A 16,531-nucleotide genomic window follows, 5' to 3' on the forward strand; every position below is an offset into this window, starting at 1 on the left:
CTCCCAAATCGAAATAAACGGTCGACAAGACGGTTCAGAATACCGAGCCAGCGTTGCCCAGATTCCGTCGTCTAGAACAAGGATCAAAAATGATCACAAGGTGGTACACACCCCGCAAACGAATCTCATGCCACGGGAACGGTCATAAAAAGATGCGCCCAGAGGTCCTCTTTGGCCGCCCAGACTGAGCACAGCATTGCTCCTGAGCTCTTGTCCCATGGTAGCGAGATTGGATTCAGTAGTAAAAGCAACTCTAGAGCTGCTGCACCTATCATAAATGTAGGCCCAAATTGAGTGTTCGCCAAGATGACATCTCCGTGTTTATCCATCATCTATCAGACTGGCTCATCGTTGTAAGCCAGCGTTGCGTTATCACGACCAAGTCCCACATTAGTTCGAACAAGGGATGTATTGTATCCTCGTAAAATGAAATCGTGCCTTTAGAGGCAGACACTTAGGGCTGTCGCCCTGTAGGGAATCTTGCATGCCAAAGGCACTCTCGCCTCAACTGAATCGTCCCGATCAGATTCATGCGCTTACTTCCCTGAGATTTTTCGCGGCACTATATGTCGTTTTCTTTCATGAATTTCCGGGGTCACAAAAGATTCCATCGTTCATCCTGCATTTGATCAGCCTGGGGTTTATCTCGGTAAGTTTCTTTTTTCTGCTGTCCGGCTACATCCTGGCAATCGTTTACCTCCCAAGAACCAAGCTAGAGACACGCAACTTCGGCGTAGCCAGATTCGCCCGTATATACCCGTTGCTTTTTGTAACACTTTTAGCGGACACACCATTTCTACTACATCAGAGAACCGCTCTTTATGGCATAAAACCTGCCATAGTCAAAACGATTGGCACGCTTATTGGCAACATGTTGCTACTCCAAGCCTGGACTGCGAAACTGCAGTATGCCCTTAACGAACCGGCATGGTCACTTTCTGTAGAAGCTTTCTTTTATGCAAGCTTTCCTATCATAGGAAAAGCGTTATGGCGGCTGCACGGAAGATCGCTTTGGCTCACCGCAACTGCGGTGTACGTGTTTGGTCAGTTGGCAGTTTGGCTTCTTACCGTTCCCATGCACATGGGAGAACTAAAATTCCATCCATTGCTTCACCTATCTACATTTGCGCTGGGCATTTTACTGGCTCGCTGGCAGCGAGACAATAATTCACGAATGGCACCCGCAGGGCCACCCACGACGCTTCTTTATGCAACTCTTGTTTTGTCTATTGCGGCTTTCTTTGCAATTGTGCAACTCGGACATCGAGTCCCTTATACAAACCTTCAGCATGGCCTTCTGGCCCCATTGTTTGCTGCTGTGATCTGGGCTCTATCTTACCCACAGTTTCGCGTCTCACAATGGCTTAGCCAGCGATGGCTCGTAGTGCTCGGAGAGTCCAGCTTTGGGCTGTACCTGTTGCATGCTGTTGTCCTGCATTGGTACGTAGGGACTAGCGAAAAAATGACAGGTGAACAGTTCGCGGTGTATCTCTTCTTGTGCGTTGGATTAAGCGTGCTCAGCTTTTATTACTTTGAAACGCCGGTCAGGAGATGGTTGATTAGCGCGTTTAAGTCCCGTAGCCGGGAGACGCTCGAAGCTGCCTCTGATGCTTAGCATCGTGGCTTACTCAATGTTGGATTGTTAGTATAGCGCGGCTTTGAAGGCCTAGTTTTCCTGTACCAAGGTCAGAGCTAGCCTCCGGCCGAGCATCAAGAGATGAGTGGGGACGACTCTCAATGTGTTCCTGCCTCTATGCTGCAATCAGTTACTTGGGGGCCATTAGCATGAACGAGTGATGTTTAGACATTCGCTTCGGAACGTCCATTGAAGCTCTCCACTAAAACGGTGTCGGTCGGCTTACCAATTCTATTGGAACCGATCTTCACTCCATTCCAATAGGCCCACAGATCTATCGCCTGACTAATGAACTCGCTGTCGTTGTCAGAGGGCAGCACCTTCGAAGCTCCACGGCTAGACTCGAGCCGGTTCAGGGTTCGAACAACATCGTCCGCCTTCAAGCTCTGTCCAGCTTCGATAGTCACGGCATCGCGGGCATACAAATCTACGATTATCAAACGAACGGAGCCGCGTGCCATCCTGTAACTGGTCCTCAACGAGGGACATACCCACGCCTAACCCGGTGCTGTGCTTTTGAACTTTTCTGCGTTGCCGTGAAGTCTTAAAGTGGCGTTAAAGGCGCGATCAACCCCACTTTGCCCTTTCGCCGCAAGCTCTACCCCGACTCGTACGTTGTATAAAGGATATAAGAGAACCGTCAGCATTTATCATGAATGTCGACTCGGTTTGCACTATCCAGCGGTATCGACCCAATGGGGCTGATACCGCTGGATAACGGAGCATGGAGGAAACAGTGGCGGCGAAATTCCGTACTTGGGTCATGACACAGTACTGGCTCGGTCTTATACCTGGACTGCTGATTCTGATCTACCGGGACTTCATCCCCAAGTACCTCGCGAACGACGCGACTAGGCTCGTAAGCCTAAGGCTCTTTTACGATCCATCATTCATCTCACATGACTGGCTCCTATTAGCGCATTACGACGAGGACCGCCTCACAATCCTATTCAGAGCGATCTTTGCTCCGCTTTGGTTTTTGACAAAGGACGGCATTGTCATTGCGCTCATTGCTCGCGCATGCGTTTGGATCTTTCTGCTCTACGTCATTGTCCGCCTTGCCAAGGCTCTGCAACTACCACTCTTCGCCTTGGCCATCGGCTTCTTCTACTGGGTGGATCAAGGACAATCGCTCGGCGCAGGTGAGTGGATCTTTGGCGATGCAGAAGGTAAATGCCTGGCCTACGGATGTCTTTTTCTTGCGATTGAAATGCTGCTGCGTAATCGCCCACGATGGGCGGCAGTCCTCTGTGGTCTTGCGTTTTGGTTTCACGTCCCCGTTGCGCTTTGGACGGTGTTGGCATTTTATGCCGCACTCTTGATTGCTGAACGGAAAAACTTCTTAAAGGGCTTCGTCATTCCCGCCCTGATCACAGTTGCAGTGTGCCTTCCGATGGCCCTCATTGCACTGAGATACATGGAGGTCTCGGCTCCAGCGCCTGCGGGCATCTCCATCGACTGGCTGATTGTTATGTTCCGCAATCCGCACCACATGGATCCACACCACTTTCATGGCTGGCGCGAACTGGTTGAACTTGTCGTTTGCGCCACATTGGCAACACTCAGCTTCTGTGTCTCTCTCGGAGATAAGAAACGGACGTTTCTCTCCTTATTTTTGTTCATGCTGCTCGGGGAATTTGCCTGTGGAGTGCTTGCCCGCGAAGCAAACTTTCTGGGCCTGCTTAAAACCTACCCTTTCCGTGCCGCAGATGTACTCGTTTTCTTTTTTGCATGCCTCACATTGCCATCGTTGATCGCGAATTTGATTTCTCGTGTATCTAAACCTCGCTTCGCCCAGCTGCAGCCCCATGGCGCCAGGGTGACAGCCGGCGCCGTAGCGTGTGCACTCTTGATCTTGCCTACCATCTCTATAGGTTTAATGAAGAGTGATAAGTTCTTCGTACATCAGTTCGTTACCTCATGGGTGGCCTTCGCAAATCACCAGCAAACCTCCTACTCCGAAATGACGGAGTGGATAAGACTCAATACCCCCAAGGACACCGTCATTATCGCGCCTCCATGGCTCAATGACTTCACGTTGGAATCGGAGCGAGCAACGGTTGTCAACTTTGGTCGTGACCCTCACAATGGCTTAATCGTTGAGTGGTACCAACGGTACTGCGCCATGAATGGAGGTCCCTATCACACGTTTGGGACCGATACAGAAACTGAAGTTCAGCGTCACTACGACTTTCTTGATGCCGCGCAGGTGCAAGATATCCACAAGAGATACGGTGGGCAGTTCTACTTCACAAAGATCCCTCGATCCGAGCCAAATCTTCAACTCGTTCATGCAAACGCTAACTACTATCTCTATGCAATCAAGGACTGATTTACAACAATTCGTGAAGGCTCTTGAATCAAGCTCCACATTGCAGAAACGGTAGGCGAAGTTCAGCGTCACTACAATTTTCTGGATGCCGCGCAGGTGCAAGACACCCGGAAAATGTACGGTGGATAGTTCTATTTCGCAAAGATCCCTCAGTCCGAGCCAAATCTTCAGTTCGTGTATGTCACGTCATCGACATGCAGATTCGTTCGGCAAGGATTGATCTCGGCAAGACGACCTTTCATTGGTGAAGTTTACGCAGAAGCAGCTCATCACGTTTACGTCAACGTGCAGACTTCCTTGATCGGGATGGAGACCCCTGTCTCAATGAGGCCGGAGATGAAATGAAAGTTACGGGTCAGCCTGTCTAGATTCGCGAGCTCGGCAAGCAGGGATCTGGTCCCCAAAAAGCGGGAGACAGCGTCCTGCAGTGCTTGAAGCCCAAGACCGCTCTCACCCTGATGCTCAGTCGAAACCCGGTAGAAGGCCACAAACGTGCTCCTTCAGGGCGATTATCCTGGCTGAAATAACCGTTTTAGGAATACAAGCAGCTACTTAGTTGATGGCCCCCATCAAGAGCGCACAATGGCGACAGTGGAGCGTTGCTTGTAAAGACGGGTCAGGGTTTTGCGGACGGGGATATCGTAAAAATGCGCGGCTAACCAGGAGAGCAGGACGAGCCCAGCGGTGTAGGCGAGCATGACAGGCGCGGAGAGCGGTTGATGGGTGTGGGCGAAGCGGATAGCTGGGACAATGTCAGCGGCCAGAGCATAGGCGGGTGCAGGACGTAAAGCGGGTAGGAGATGGTGCCGAGAAAGGCGCAAAGGGGCGTCCAGCGCGAGGAAACTGAGACGTGGGCGCCATAATAGACAATCAGTGGAAAAAGTAGGAGGAGCAAGACTAATTCTGGTGCGGCATTGTGGGTAAGACTGGGGGGACCGCAGAGAGCCAACACGAAGACGAAAGTGATGGCAGTGGCAGCGAGAATCGACGGACCGACGAGCAGTCGGGCGCGTGCCTGGTGGCGATAGAGGCGGAAGGTGAGTACCCCCAACAGGAAGGACAAGGAGACGCGGCTGAAGCCGACGTAGGCGCTGTCGAAGGTGTAGCCGCGATCGAGTGTACCGAGATGGAGGCGCTCGCCGGTGAGGGCAATAGCAGCGAGGGTCACCAAAATAACGAGGAAACCGGTAGTGGCAAGTCGCCTGCGCACAAGGACAGCGTACAAAAGGTTTGCGATAAGTTCGAAGAAAAGGGTCCACATTACTCTGTCGAGAGGAAAGAGGACATAGCGCGCGGAGGGAAGGACAAGGAGTCCTAGGGCGGTTTCCAAGGCGATTCGGAAAATAAAGGTGCCTACAGGGGCGTGCAGGTGCAACTGGAGGGCTAGTTCGACCGCACCGACGACCGTGCCGATAGCGGCGATCGGATACAGGCGGATAAGGCGGGCGACAAAGAAATTCTTGAAGGTAAGAAAGGTGCTGAGGCGCTGCTCGTAGGAGAAGGCGATGACGAAGCCGCTGAGACAGAAAAAAAAGTCAACAGCAAGAAAACTGTTTTCAGTAACAAAGGACTGCGCATAGACCGGTGGAGAATGCCTCATGATGACGAGTATGGCCGCCAAGCCTCGGAGAGCATCAAGGAAATGAAAACGATGATGCTCGGGCGGCGTGGCTGGATTAACTACGACGTTCGTCATTTGTTTCCATTCGTCACAAAGGATGGAGGAGCAACGCCAATTTTACAAGATATCCCTAGTCGAGACTGTGAGTTTGTGGAATGCGGGCCTCATGCGCGTTCCAAGTTCGAAGGGCATCAAATCCATAGCCTGCCTTGAGGATCGCCCATGCTCTCCGGAATGGCTATTTTTCTCTTTGTTTTGGGCTGGGGCATGCGGATCGGGCGCTGCGAGAGTTGGCTGTGCAGTCGCGAATAAAACTACTCAATCCAGTAAAGCCGGTCATCCCACCACCCTCTAATCAACATCATCGCTGAGCAACTAGGAGTTCCTGTCGATGTGTGGACAGTTCGCGATTGGGCATGATCGAAGAGTGTACGGATACGGAGGCTTTGGGACAACTCGAATAGTCCTCGCGTGGGCCCTATTAGCGGCCTAGGAGTGTCTCATGAAGACTACGTCTCAAATACCGCCGCATTGGTGAGATTCGAGAGCGAACTGTCGCGGTCAGAAAGCCGCCCGCGCTCGCAAAGGAAGTAGCCCGGCGAAGCTCTCCCCTAAAGAAATTAGAACAATTCGCTCCTTGCTCAAAACCGCCGACATGCCTGTCGCTGAGATTGCCGCCCACTCTGGCATTGCTCGCTCCACCTTTTACCGCACGATCTACAAACCTGCCGCTTGAGTGTGCACCGCTTAGTCTGTCTAGGTCAGTGGATGTACTCAATCTCCGGCAAATTGCTCTTTGCTCTTCAGAAAGATGTTTCCATTCCCTACGATCTGCTTTCAGGTTAAGAGCACAATCCACAAAGCCCGTTCGTGAAAATGAATTTCAAATTGCTCCACTACAGAGGATTCCCCTCCTGCCTTATCAGGAGGACCACTGACCTTCCCTCACGTATACTGAGTACATCGAGATCTCAAATCTACAATGCTGAGTGCACGCTGACATGATCGAGTCTCAACCCCTGATTAGTGTGATTGTGCCGTGCTTCAACGAAGAAGATGGCATTGCTATGTGTCACGAACGGCTTTCCGCCGTTTTGAGCGGTATTACCGACGCCTATGAAATCATCTACGTGGACGACGGCTCTCGAGACCGCACCGCAGAGCTGCTGCGCAGCTTCCACCAAGCTGATCCGCGCGTCGTCGTACTCCGATTCAGCCGCAACTTCGGCCATCAACCGGCGGTTTCGGCCGGGCTGGATGCCGTACGCGGCCAGGCCGTGGTAATCATAGACGCCGACCTCCAGGACCCGCCGGAGCTAATTCCCTCCATGCTCGAACTCTGGCGCAAGGACTATCAGGTGGTCTACGGCGTGCGCGTAAACCGCGAGGGTGAAACCGGCTTCAAGTTGTGGTCCGCCAAAATGTTTTACCGCATCATTAACTCGCTCTCCGATGTCGAAATTCCGCTCGATACCGGAGACTTCCGCCTTATGGACCAAGCCATCGTAAGCGCGTTCCGGCAGATGCCAGAGCGGCATCGTCTATTGAGAGGCATGTCCAGTTGGATCGGCTTCAACCAGATTGGGCTGCACTACGAGCGCTCAGCGCGCTTTGCCGGCACGACCAAATATCCGCTGCGTAAAATGCTAGGCCTCGCGCTCGACGGCATCGTGTCGTTCTCCACCATTCCGCTTCGCTTGGTGACTATCATGGGCTTCGCAGCGGCACTGCTGGCGTTTATCGGGATCATATACTCGCTGGTGGTGCGACTGGTGACCCACTCGTGGGTACAGGGCTGGGCGATATCGTTCATTGGCATGCTCTTCATGTCCGGCACGCAGATGCTCTGCCTGGGTGTGCTGGGAGAGTATGTGGGGCGCATCTATACCGAATCCAAACAGCGGCCGCTGTACCTGCTGCGCGAGGTACTGCGTTCGCCGCAGCCCCGTCTGTAAATACCCAGTTCAATCGCTCAAATCTCCGAGCATCGCCTGGACACCTCTGGTGTCATAGGCGTTAGAGGTGTGCTCGACAGGTCTACAATCCGGCGTTGAAATCAATGGACAGTTGAGGGTACGCCGGTTGATGCCCTCAACTGTCCGCCTCTTACGACTCGCTCTTTCTTGGCACGGACTCAAGAGGCACGCTGCCATCTTCCAGAGGATATAAGTCCATATAAGCTTCGGATTCGACCACGCTTTCGGGAACCATCACAGGCTTTTCCTCGGTCTCCCTCGGTCCCTTGATGAATCCGTAGGCGCCGGAAAGAATATTGATGAAAAGCGAGGTCACATTGGTAGCCACAGTGAGCCACAGCACACCTCGCACCGTGCTCATATCGGCTTTGAATATGAAGAGGATCTGTACAGCGAGTGTAAGTCCGATACTGAGACCGACATTCCACCAGTAGACGAATTTTCGCGCCGTATGGATACACCACATCACCGAACTGAAAAAGCTTATCGAGCTTGCGGCTACCGCAAGCTGAACTTCAAACCGCAGATTACTGTATTGCGGCCCCAACACCCACAGCAGAACCTGGGGAAAGAAATAGGTCATCTGCATAACGGCCAAACAAATTGCCGCAGTAAGCAGTAGAGTGATCGTATAGCTGGATCGCAAGCGCGATTTAGGCAGCTTCGCAAAATAGGGCTCTATAAACAGAGCATTTCCCTGCTTAAAGATGACAAAGATCTGCCCCAGTCTCGCCAATGCACCTACACTCGAAACACCTTGCGTATGCCCGAAAAAGGTGATCAGGAAAAGGGATATCTGTCCCTGAAGAGCGTAAAAAATGGCTTGCGGAATATTGGGCAGCGCAAGGCCAACAATGGCACGTTTCAATTGAGGCGTTGGTATGCCGACGACTCCAAGAAGCTTGCGCGCGTGCCAATAATAGTCAATGCCTACATAGACAAGGCCAAGAACGTTGAGCAAAATAGCTGTAAAAGGGCCCAGTAGGTGCAGCCGCCAAAACAATACGAGCAACACCAGGGTTCCCACATTCGAAATCATTGTGGCCCGATACCAGAGTGCTCGTCTGCGCAGCAGGATCAGAACCGCTCCATACGCTGAACCGATGCGCACGAACCATGTGGAGATCAGCAGGATCACGATCATTGATGCGACGACCTGCCAATTCCAATTTCTATGCTTTACCAGGAGGGGATAGAAAAAGATTGTCCCCGTGCCCACGATTCCAAACGCCCAATACGAAAGTTGCCGCAACGATGCAACATAATCAGCGATCAACTGACGATTATCGATACGATCGCCGACGAGAGGAATCAGCGTCCCAGAGAAATTCACATCCATGAGGACAAGGAGAGTACCCTGGACCCCGAAGAGAACAACGAACTTCGCATACTCGGACGACGGCAATAAACGCACACAGAGGAGGCCGTAGAGGAGGGTTGCCGCAATGGTAACGCCCTGGGCACTGAAATACTGGAGCATTGCCCCAGCCTTAGCAGCAACCTGATCGTAGAGCGTGCGAAAAATTCTTTTGTTCTTAACCATAACATCCTTAAACGTTTGCCATAACTCGCTGTTAGGAGCTATGGCAGTTGAGACAACAATCGATCAATGTGCAGGCAGTTCACATTTCCCCCAAGGAGAGTTGCCAAAAGCATGTACTGGGCTGCTTCATTCATTATAAGAGAGCCATGGGCTGAGATCCTACAGCCTCAGGTCCATCATTCAAGGGCCACCGTTCGAGTGCATGCATTCATCAAGTGGCTGCAATTGGTGGCTCTATTGCAAAGTCACAGTATGGCCAAGGACTCCAGTCGCTGTAAGCTCGGTGATAGTTTCAAGTCCCGAGACATCCCACTCGTGCAAGCCTGGAAAGTAACTCTCATCTCCATGGATGATCTTGATGTGGGTTCCAACCTGGAAAGCCTTGAAAGCTCCAACGTCTCCACAAAACCCAGGGACTTTCTTCTCACCAGTAGCAACGTTTGGAACTCCATTAATTCCCCATGCATCCTGACCATTTGGGGTAGCGGAAAACTTAGTCATATAGCCAAACTGACCGATAAACAGACCATCTTCGTGATAGTGGAAAAATTGACATCCCCAGGCAGAGTAGTTGCCGGCATACATCGCAAAAATCTCCTTCCCTACGGAGTGAACGTCTCCGCCCTCTGCGGCCATACGGGCAAGATCAGCCGAGGGAAAGTTGCCATCACCATCGGCCCACGCTATATCCTTTTGAGGCATCGCGGTCCATGCAAACGAAGCCCCTCCTGGCAGAACGCCACCCAGATGATAAGCTGGGGTGCTTCCCGGTACATCGTGGTTTACATTCTGATCGAAGACTGCCGTGATCCCTCCACTCGTCGGATCGGACGCAAGAGCGGAGTTCCATGGCTCTCCATGCGCGTGATCTACCGCAATGGTTTGTCCATTGACTAAAGCCCCGTATACAGGCATGTTCTCTGAATCGTACCCGGTAAGAGGATAGCGAGCGAAGGTATATCGTGTCTTGGGTCCGCCACGCTGAACATACATCTGATCTCCGTTAGGCGACATGGTTGTCCAGCCATAAATATTTGTCGCCAGAGATTTTGCCGCAGTCACACTCCCATTCGAGTTGAGAATCGTCCAGACGAACTTGTTCATGATGTCCCCGACAAGAGCGTAGGTTCTCCCATTGGCCGGACTCTTCCAGACATCGCGGATATGTGGAATCAACGAAGCAGTTGGAAACCCTACCGCCGATATGACACACGGCAACCAATAATGGGATGCAGTCCACGCTCCGTTTCCTCCTAAAGCAGGATCGGGGTCTCCCGGAACAAGTTCTTTCGACCAATCACGTGTTATCTCCATCATGGCCCCCTGCCCCGCAAATAGCCTGGTTGGATCATTCATTGCCGCCGCAATCGTGCGTTGCCATGATTGGTACATAACGCGATTCGTATAGGTCCACACTCCTGAGGACAAATGAAAGAACTTGATTTGACCGGTCGAGTTATCGCCTATTTCCAGGTTATTTTTATCATCCACATTGATAAACGTATCAAGTTGCCCTGCAGCTTCATCGACCTGCCGCCCCACATCCATTCCGCCATAATCGAAATAGAACTTGTCAGGAGACATGGTTGAGTCACAGGAATCTCCAATGCCGTAGCCTCCAGGCTTTCCAAGCTTTCTCACAAGCTCATTCGTCTTGGCGTTGTACTCGAATACCTGCTGGTTCTTTCCGCCATCTGCAATGAACAGGTCTCCAGTCAAAGGGCTAACGGCCAGGGCGACGGGATTGCTGAGTCCTCGAATAGGTGTCGTAATGATATTGGTTGATCCGACATCTGCGATCTTGGAGAGAGTGTCACCACTTCGACCATCGCCGGAGAGCACCCAGAGATTCCCTGCAAGATCAAACGCCATTCGTTGTGGGTTCGTGATTGCAATGGAACCGGCCATCCCACCGACAGGAGCTCCCGTGTCCTTGTCAAAAAGCTTGATGACATCGGCACTCGCTACAAGATTGCGTTTGCCATGCGCAGTGGCGAGTAGGCTTCCATGACGCTGCACCGCAACACCGGTAATAATCCCCTCGGTGTTGTTGATGGTATCGGCCCCCTGTACCGTAACGTAACGTACATTTTTGGGATCAACAGCGTTCATGAAATACGTGCGTGGCAAAACCGTTCCAGCGGAAAAATTGTGAATGTTACCTTTTTTATCCACCGCGGTGACCCAGCTTTTGACGGTAGATCCAGGCAGATAAATCATGCTGGAATAGTAGATAAGATTCCCGTCCGTTGAAGCTCTAAGAAACATTGCGCCTCCAATACTCTGCGGAATCAGTGGGTTCACCCGAAGAGAAGGCGTGGCCAACGGGAAGGTAATAGAGTTATAGCCGCCTTCGTTATATCCCTCGGCAGTAAAGCCCTCACTACCGATGGAAACGAGATCATAGGGGAATAGCCCTCCCACGCCCGACCACGAATCAGGAGCGGTCGGGTCCGGACTAGTGTCTGCTAATACCCCATCCCATCGATATTGCACACCGTTGTATTGGAGCAAAAGTGTAAACGGTCCTCCGACTGCTGCCACACCATAATCGTCGAGACCATCCCAAATCTCTCCATGTTTGCCAGGAGAATAAGCGCGATTTTGCCATAACTTTCGAATGACCACGCCAGCCGCATTTTTCACCTCTGCGCTGGTAGAGCGTACAGGAACCGGAGGGGTTCCAACCGTAGCAGGAATACTGAAGACAAAGCCTATCTGGTTCGAACGAACAGGGACGATAAACTTCCCATCCTGAAAAGCAGAATCAGCCGTACTGTAGTAGTGAGGCTTCGCCCAATTTGCAGGAAGCTGAATAGGCGTATTTTGGGCACGCAAGGCGGACCCCAGCATCACCATCAAAAGAATCGTTTGGATGAGCCTCTTCATGACCTAATAGCTTCCCGGAGCAGGAGCAAATTGGAAGATGCATACGACGGTTGCGGCCGCTGAAGATGTCACCAAAACGTTGTTTATATCACCGGGAATTAGAGCAACAGAGGGTGCACTTGTACTGTCTGTCGAATAACAGTTGCTGATTGGATTCGGGGTTCCAAGATTGTGTTTGAACTTTAGAGAACCAGCTTTGCCGAAGATGTTCTGTATCGTGATGATATGTCCGCCACTCGGCATTCCGGCCACCATATCCCAGGAAGAAGAAGCTGTCCGGTCATCAGAGAAAGATGTACCAAGCAAGGTTGTCGTGAAATGGGAACGGCCCGGATCGGGATTGGATATACCTTCAAATCGATTGACCGGTCCAGAAGGTAAGTTTGTTGGAGTTTCGATGACAGCAACTGCCTTTGTACCAGGCGGAATGAATGGATCTTTGTATGTGTTTCCAAGAGCAGGCATCCTGACCATGCTGAATCGGCTATTGGTCACACTGGCTATGATCGGAGATCTATAGCCTTTGTCCTGCCATACATTAGAGATGCTCACGTTCTGTGAGACATAAGGCGATCTGGAAAGAATGGTAATCGCTCGGTCAGAGATACCTCGGTAGCACTGAAATCGACTCGAGTTGCCTGCTCCAAAAAGATAATCTACCGAGCGGACCTGTGGGGTTAGAGTTGTTGGGCACACTCCTTGCCCATTTGCGGCTTTGGGCGTAGAGGCAGGCGTAAAATCCCCGTGCCATACAAACTTCTCAAAGAATTGATCGAGAAGAGCGTTGTAACTGTTCCCATATTGCTGGTATTGGCGAAAGTTATTGATAACAAGCCCATCTGCAGACCCACTTACGGCATAGGTATAAATACCTCCACCACTCGAAACGTTGGTTCCGCCCATAGAACCGAGACCAAACTCGCCACGCGAGGTGTATTGGCCTCCCACGACAATCCCGCCGGAAGCATAATTTGAAATATTGTCGATGACTGTGCCGGGCCCCGTTTGGGCAGCATAAAAGAAGAGGCCTCCTCCAGAACCAGGGATATAGGTCTTCGGTCCCTGAACCCTGGGCGTTGCGTACTGTTCAGTGACATTCTCGACGGTAAAGTTATTGGTTGTTCCGGACAACCAGATGCCTGCAGGCGCGGCGAGATGAATGTCTCTGATCGAAATGTTCCGAGCTTGATTCCCATAAGCATCGCATAAGGCAACAATCTCGTTTGGACCGTAGACGCCTGTCTGCCAGTCCGTCTGGATCGTGCCACCATCGCCTTCGATGCTTACACCAGCGCGAAGCTGTATGGCACATCCTATTGTCACAGCGGAAGAGGGGGCAATATTTTTTGCCTGTGCCGTTCCCTCGCCCACTGATTCCCCCACCCAGATAGGAACCTTTGCCGAGGCAGTCCCGTTATAAGTGCACCCCGAACCTGGAGCCGTAACACGAACCGATGTTAGAGCACTTACGCTTAAACCCGATTTACCAGCCGTCCCCGCAAACTGAGGTTTGATCTTGCAAACCAGCCCTGCCGGCAGCCCGAAAGCAAAGGATGGATAACCATTTCCCTGAGGCATTCCAGTGCTATTAGAAATGGATGTGGCGGAGGTAAACGTGCCGTCCGACATAGTTGCCATCACGGTAGCCCCATCGGCACCTTGGGCAAAAGAATAGACATCGACGCCCGTTGGAGGGTAATTGATCCCTGCACTATCCACTACGCAAGAGCCAGGGATTGGAACCCCGTTATTGTCGGTGAGGGCATACACTGAGCCACCTGAACCATGATAGGAGGCATCCTTTATCTGCCCAATGATCCATCCCTTTGGGTTATAGCCTTTTCCGCCAGAGATGCCACAGCTCTGTATAGAACCATTCACAATATCTAACGAAAACTGTGCACCCTCTCCGGCCGAAGCTCGGGAGTAGTCTCCAAAGTCACGAGGCATGAGTATCTGGTAGTTGGCCTTTGAGCAGCGATAGTTGCGTCCGTTGAGATGCACAACTTTGGGAGTATTCAGACCAGCCCCTTGGGCAGCATATTGAATTGCCAGGTTGATCGCAGCACAATCATCACCGTTTTCTCCCGAACCTGTTCCCGCAGCACCAAACTGTTCCGGATTGAGGCTAAGCCTCAACTGATCGTCACGGTCGAGGACCGTTGTCGATCCCTTTTGCGTAAAACCCGGCAACGAAGGCACCGCAAGGTTTCCTTTTGCTCCTTCGGTGGGAACATCTGCGGGACTCCCTTTCGTGGCATTTGTTCCGCTGACACCCTGCCCGTATACCGGAACAGCCAGAATAAAGAGGAGGCAAAACAGGTTCTTCATTGGGTCCTTTCGGTGGCCTTACAACTGCACACTGCCAAGGTTATAGGGTGGTGGAGATTACACCGCTCTAAGATCCTGGGAGGATATAAGGATCGTTCTGGTTATCCATGAAAGACGGCGAATTCAATGCCAGCAATACTGGCAGGATTCACTTAAGGCCGCCTACAAACGCCAATATCACTTATCACTATTGAGGATAGAGCCCTACGATCCGTCCCTATCCTCAAATTCAGTTTCTTCTCCGATCAGAGCAAACACCATTCATGGGCAAGCATTGCCTAAGGAGTTTTATTGATTAGTTTTGGATACCATGCAACTTGAAAACTGCCTGTCGTATCCGACTGCAAACCGGATTTGTAGATAGGTGCCTTCCAGCGTTCGTTTTGAATATAGGCGCTCAATTCGATATCGGGCCGTATTCGCTTCGTAATATCCAACCGGAAGGTGTTTTGTGTTGTGCCCGACGGGATGAAATCTTTTGCATTCTTCTTGTTCAGGTACTGGAGGGAGATGAATTCATTACCGGACAGATGATAGGTAAGCCATGCCTGGCCGCCTTTGGCTTCGCGGCCAATCCAGTCGCCCATGATGAATCCCTTGTTGGTATATCCCTGAACTTCAATCTGTTCATCATAGTTGCCTTCGCCACCCTGGCTACGCAGCGTGGGATAGTCCGTATAGACGCCTTCAATACGCAGATCAAGTTTCGGAGCGTAAGGCAGGTGCGAGAAATAGATGCCCGGACGCCAACCGGCTCGCCGTGGCGCACTGATCGGCGTTACGTCGTCATGCGTAGTGGAGTCTGTATAGAGTGTGACTGATTTACGCAGAAACGGAAGCCGATACGAAAAGTTGAAGGTTGAAAAACGTGCACCAGGATCAAAGCGTGAGAACTTGGTAGCAAGGTCGGTATCGTTGATATCGAAAAAGCCCTTAAGGAAGGTATGCAGAGTAACAGGGGCATGCCCCTCTCCTCCGAAAATAATCGTTCGCTGAAAACCAAATTGAAAATCACTGGTTGGAGCGAAAGAAAACATCTCAGAGTGAGCCCAGGGAGAATTCGGATCAGTGTGCCCTTTCAAGCTTCCAATGAAGAAGTCATATCGAACCGGACCAAGAACCCTGCTCAACCATGGAATATTTAGCGGTTCCACACGATTGATGCGGAATGTATACATGTCCTCGGCGTTATTCGACCATGCCATCGCGCCTCCCAGGCCCGGGCCCAGCCAGGCATCGGACTTGCCAAACGAGATCTCGTGGCCGACAAGGTGACCCGATACATTCGCCTCAAGCAAGCGAAAATTATTTTGCGATGGAAGAATACCCTCTGGAATTGTCGATTGCTGAAGGTTAAAGCCGGAATAAGGAATACGGTCAGCAATGGAAAGAGATTGCGCCAGCGCGAAAGAATATCCATCGTAATGCGGTGCATGCTGGTATTCGCCTCTCACGTAAAGAGAGAACCGGCCCCGTTCAGCGATGGCAGAAAATCCATCATAGCTATTGAAGCCGGTGGAGTATGGACGGCCATAATCATTGATAAAACTCTGCCCCAGGTGAAAGCTGTCACGGAGTACGGGGCCCGCTATCTGCCGCACACCGATGTAGCCCGAGTTCAGTCCATAGACAAGACCAGACGAGGGCACAGTTTCAAAGCTGGGGTCACGCTGCAACTCCCTCTTCACCTTGGCGAATATCTCCTTCGCCTCGTCGCTCCCATTCAAACGAACGGAGTCCTCGGTTTCATCCAACATGTGCAAGACACTGCGATTCGTCCAAGGCCGCATAGATAAGAAGGCTGTGTCGAGGTATCCGAGGGAGTACAGCCGCAGCAATGCAGGGTAGATCCAGCTATCGACAGGAATATAAGCCGAACCCAAAGCTTCTTTGCTCTTATTTCCATCAAACGATTCTTGATGAGAATTTCCGGTCTCGATAGAAGAGGGGGTGGATAAAACAGCCGTTGGACGCTCGGAACCGTCTGAGCTTACGGCGCTGGCCCTGACTTCCGGAACAGTTGCTGCGATAGGGACATACCTGGCGCTAAATTCGGCGAGTGAGCTTTCCTGTGCATCCATCATAGGCATATAGACCGGAGCCACCACGACGACACAAAACAGGCTCGCAGATCTAGCTATTGAAAAGAGAGACATAAAACCTCGCTGTTGCCCAGAGCTTCACCCCCCGCGAGCGTTTACGC

Annotated in this window: 10 protein-coding genes and 1 pseudogene; 4 read left to right on the plus strand and 7 right to left on the minus strand. The window is 51.6% G+C overall.

What is annotated here, in order from left to right:
- Positions 1-484: 484 nt before the first annotated feature.
- Complete coding sequence (locus HDF15_RS03675) at positions 485-1,615, plus strand: acyltransferase (protein ID WP_184252913.1); 1,131 nt, start codon at positions 485-487, stop codon at positions 1,613-1,615.
- A gap of 185 nt (positions 1,616-1,800) precedes the next feature.
- On the opposite strand, the gene HDF15_RS03680 is transcribed toward HDF15_RS03675, so the two are convergent.
- Positions 1,801-2,097, minus strand: coding sequence for a DDE-type integrase/transposase/recombinase (locus HDF15_RS03680; RefSeq protein ID WP_184252914.1), 297 nt, complete (start codon positions 2,095-2,097; stop codon positions 1,801-1,803).
- A 263-nt stretch (positions 2,098-2,360) separates the two neighbouring features.
- On the opposite strand from HDF15_RS03680, the gene HDF15_RS03685 reads away from it, so the two are divergent.
- A complete protein-coding gene (locus HDF15_RS03685; protein WP_184252915.1) occupies positions 2,361-3,968 on the plus strand; it encodes a DUF6798 domain-containing protein in 1,608 nt (535 codons plus the stop codon).
- 275 nt (positions 3,969-4,243) lie between these two features.
- Here HDF15_RS03685 and HDF15_RS03690 read toward each other — a convergent pair whose 3' ends face one another.
- Positions 4,244-4,456 (minus strand): hypothetical protein, encoded by a 213-nt coding sequence (locus HDF15_RS03690; RefSeq protein ID WP_184252916.1) that lies wholly within the window; start codon positions 4,454-4,456, stop codon positions 4,244-4,246.
- Positions 4,457-4,623: 167 nt separating this feature from the next.
- Positions 4,624-5,664 carry an acyltransferase gene (locus HDF15_RS03695; RefSeq protein WP_184252917.1) on the minus strand — a complete coding sequence of 347 codons (1,041 nt, stop codon included), beginning with the start codon at positions 5,662-5,664 and terminating at the stop codon, positions 4,624-4,626.
- Between the two features lie 532 nt (positions 5,665-6,196).
- Here HDF15_RS03695 and HDF15_RS26365 point away from each other — a divergent pair.
- A pseudogene (locus HDF15_RS26365) lies at positions 6,197-6,325 on the plus strand (helix-turn-helix domain-containing protein); the annotation flags it as partial.
- A gap of 265 nt (positions 6,326-6,590) precedes the next feature.
- Positions 6,591-7,544, plus strand: a complete 954-nt coding sequence (locus HDF15_RS03705; RefSeq protein WP_184252918.1) for a glycosyltransferase family 2 protein — start codon at positions 6,591-6,593, stop codon at positions 7,542-7,544.
- A gap of 151 nt (positions 7,545-7,695) precedes the next feature.
- Here HDF15_RS03705 and HDF15_RS03710 read toward each other — a convergent pair whose 3' ends face one another.
- From HDF15_RS03710 to HDF15_RS03725, 4 genes are all read right to left on the minus strand, one after another.
- Positions 7,696-9,108, minus strand: coding sequence for a lipopolysaccharide biosynthesis protein (locus HDF15_RS03710; protein ID WP_184252919.1), 1,413 nt, complete (start codon positions 9,106-9,108; stop codon positions 7,696-7,698).
- 234 nt (positions 9,109-9,342) lie between these two features.
- The gene (locus tag HDF15_RS03715; protein ID WP_184252920.1) at positions 9,343-11,997 is read right to left on the minus strand and encodes a hypothetical protein; all 2,655 of its coding nucleotides are present in this window, start codon (positions 11,995-11,997) and stop codon (positions 9,343-9,345) included.
- A gap of 3 nt (positions 11,998-12,000) precedes the next feature.
- On the minus strand, positions 12,001-14,328 hold the full coding sequence (locus HDF15_RS03720; protein ID WP_184252921.1) for a hypothetical protein: 2,328 nt from the start codon (positions 14,326-14,328) through the stop codon (positions 12,001-12,003).
- 278 nt (positions 14,329-14,606) lie between these two features.
- Positions 14,607-16,484, minus strand: a complete 1,878-nt coding sequence (locus HDF15_RS03725; RefSeq protein ID WP_184252922.1) for a capsule assembly Wzi family protein — start codon at positions 16,482-16,484, stop codon at positions 14,607-14,609.
- Positions 16,485-16,531 lie beyond the last annotated feature (47 nt).

Source organism: Granulicella mallensis, from assembly GCF_014203225.1.
Taxonomy (GTDB): Bacteria; Acidobacteriota; Terriglobia; order Terriglobales; family Acidobacteriaceae; genus Granulicella; species Granulicella mallensis_A.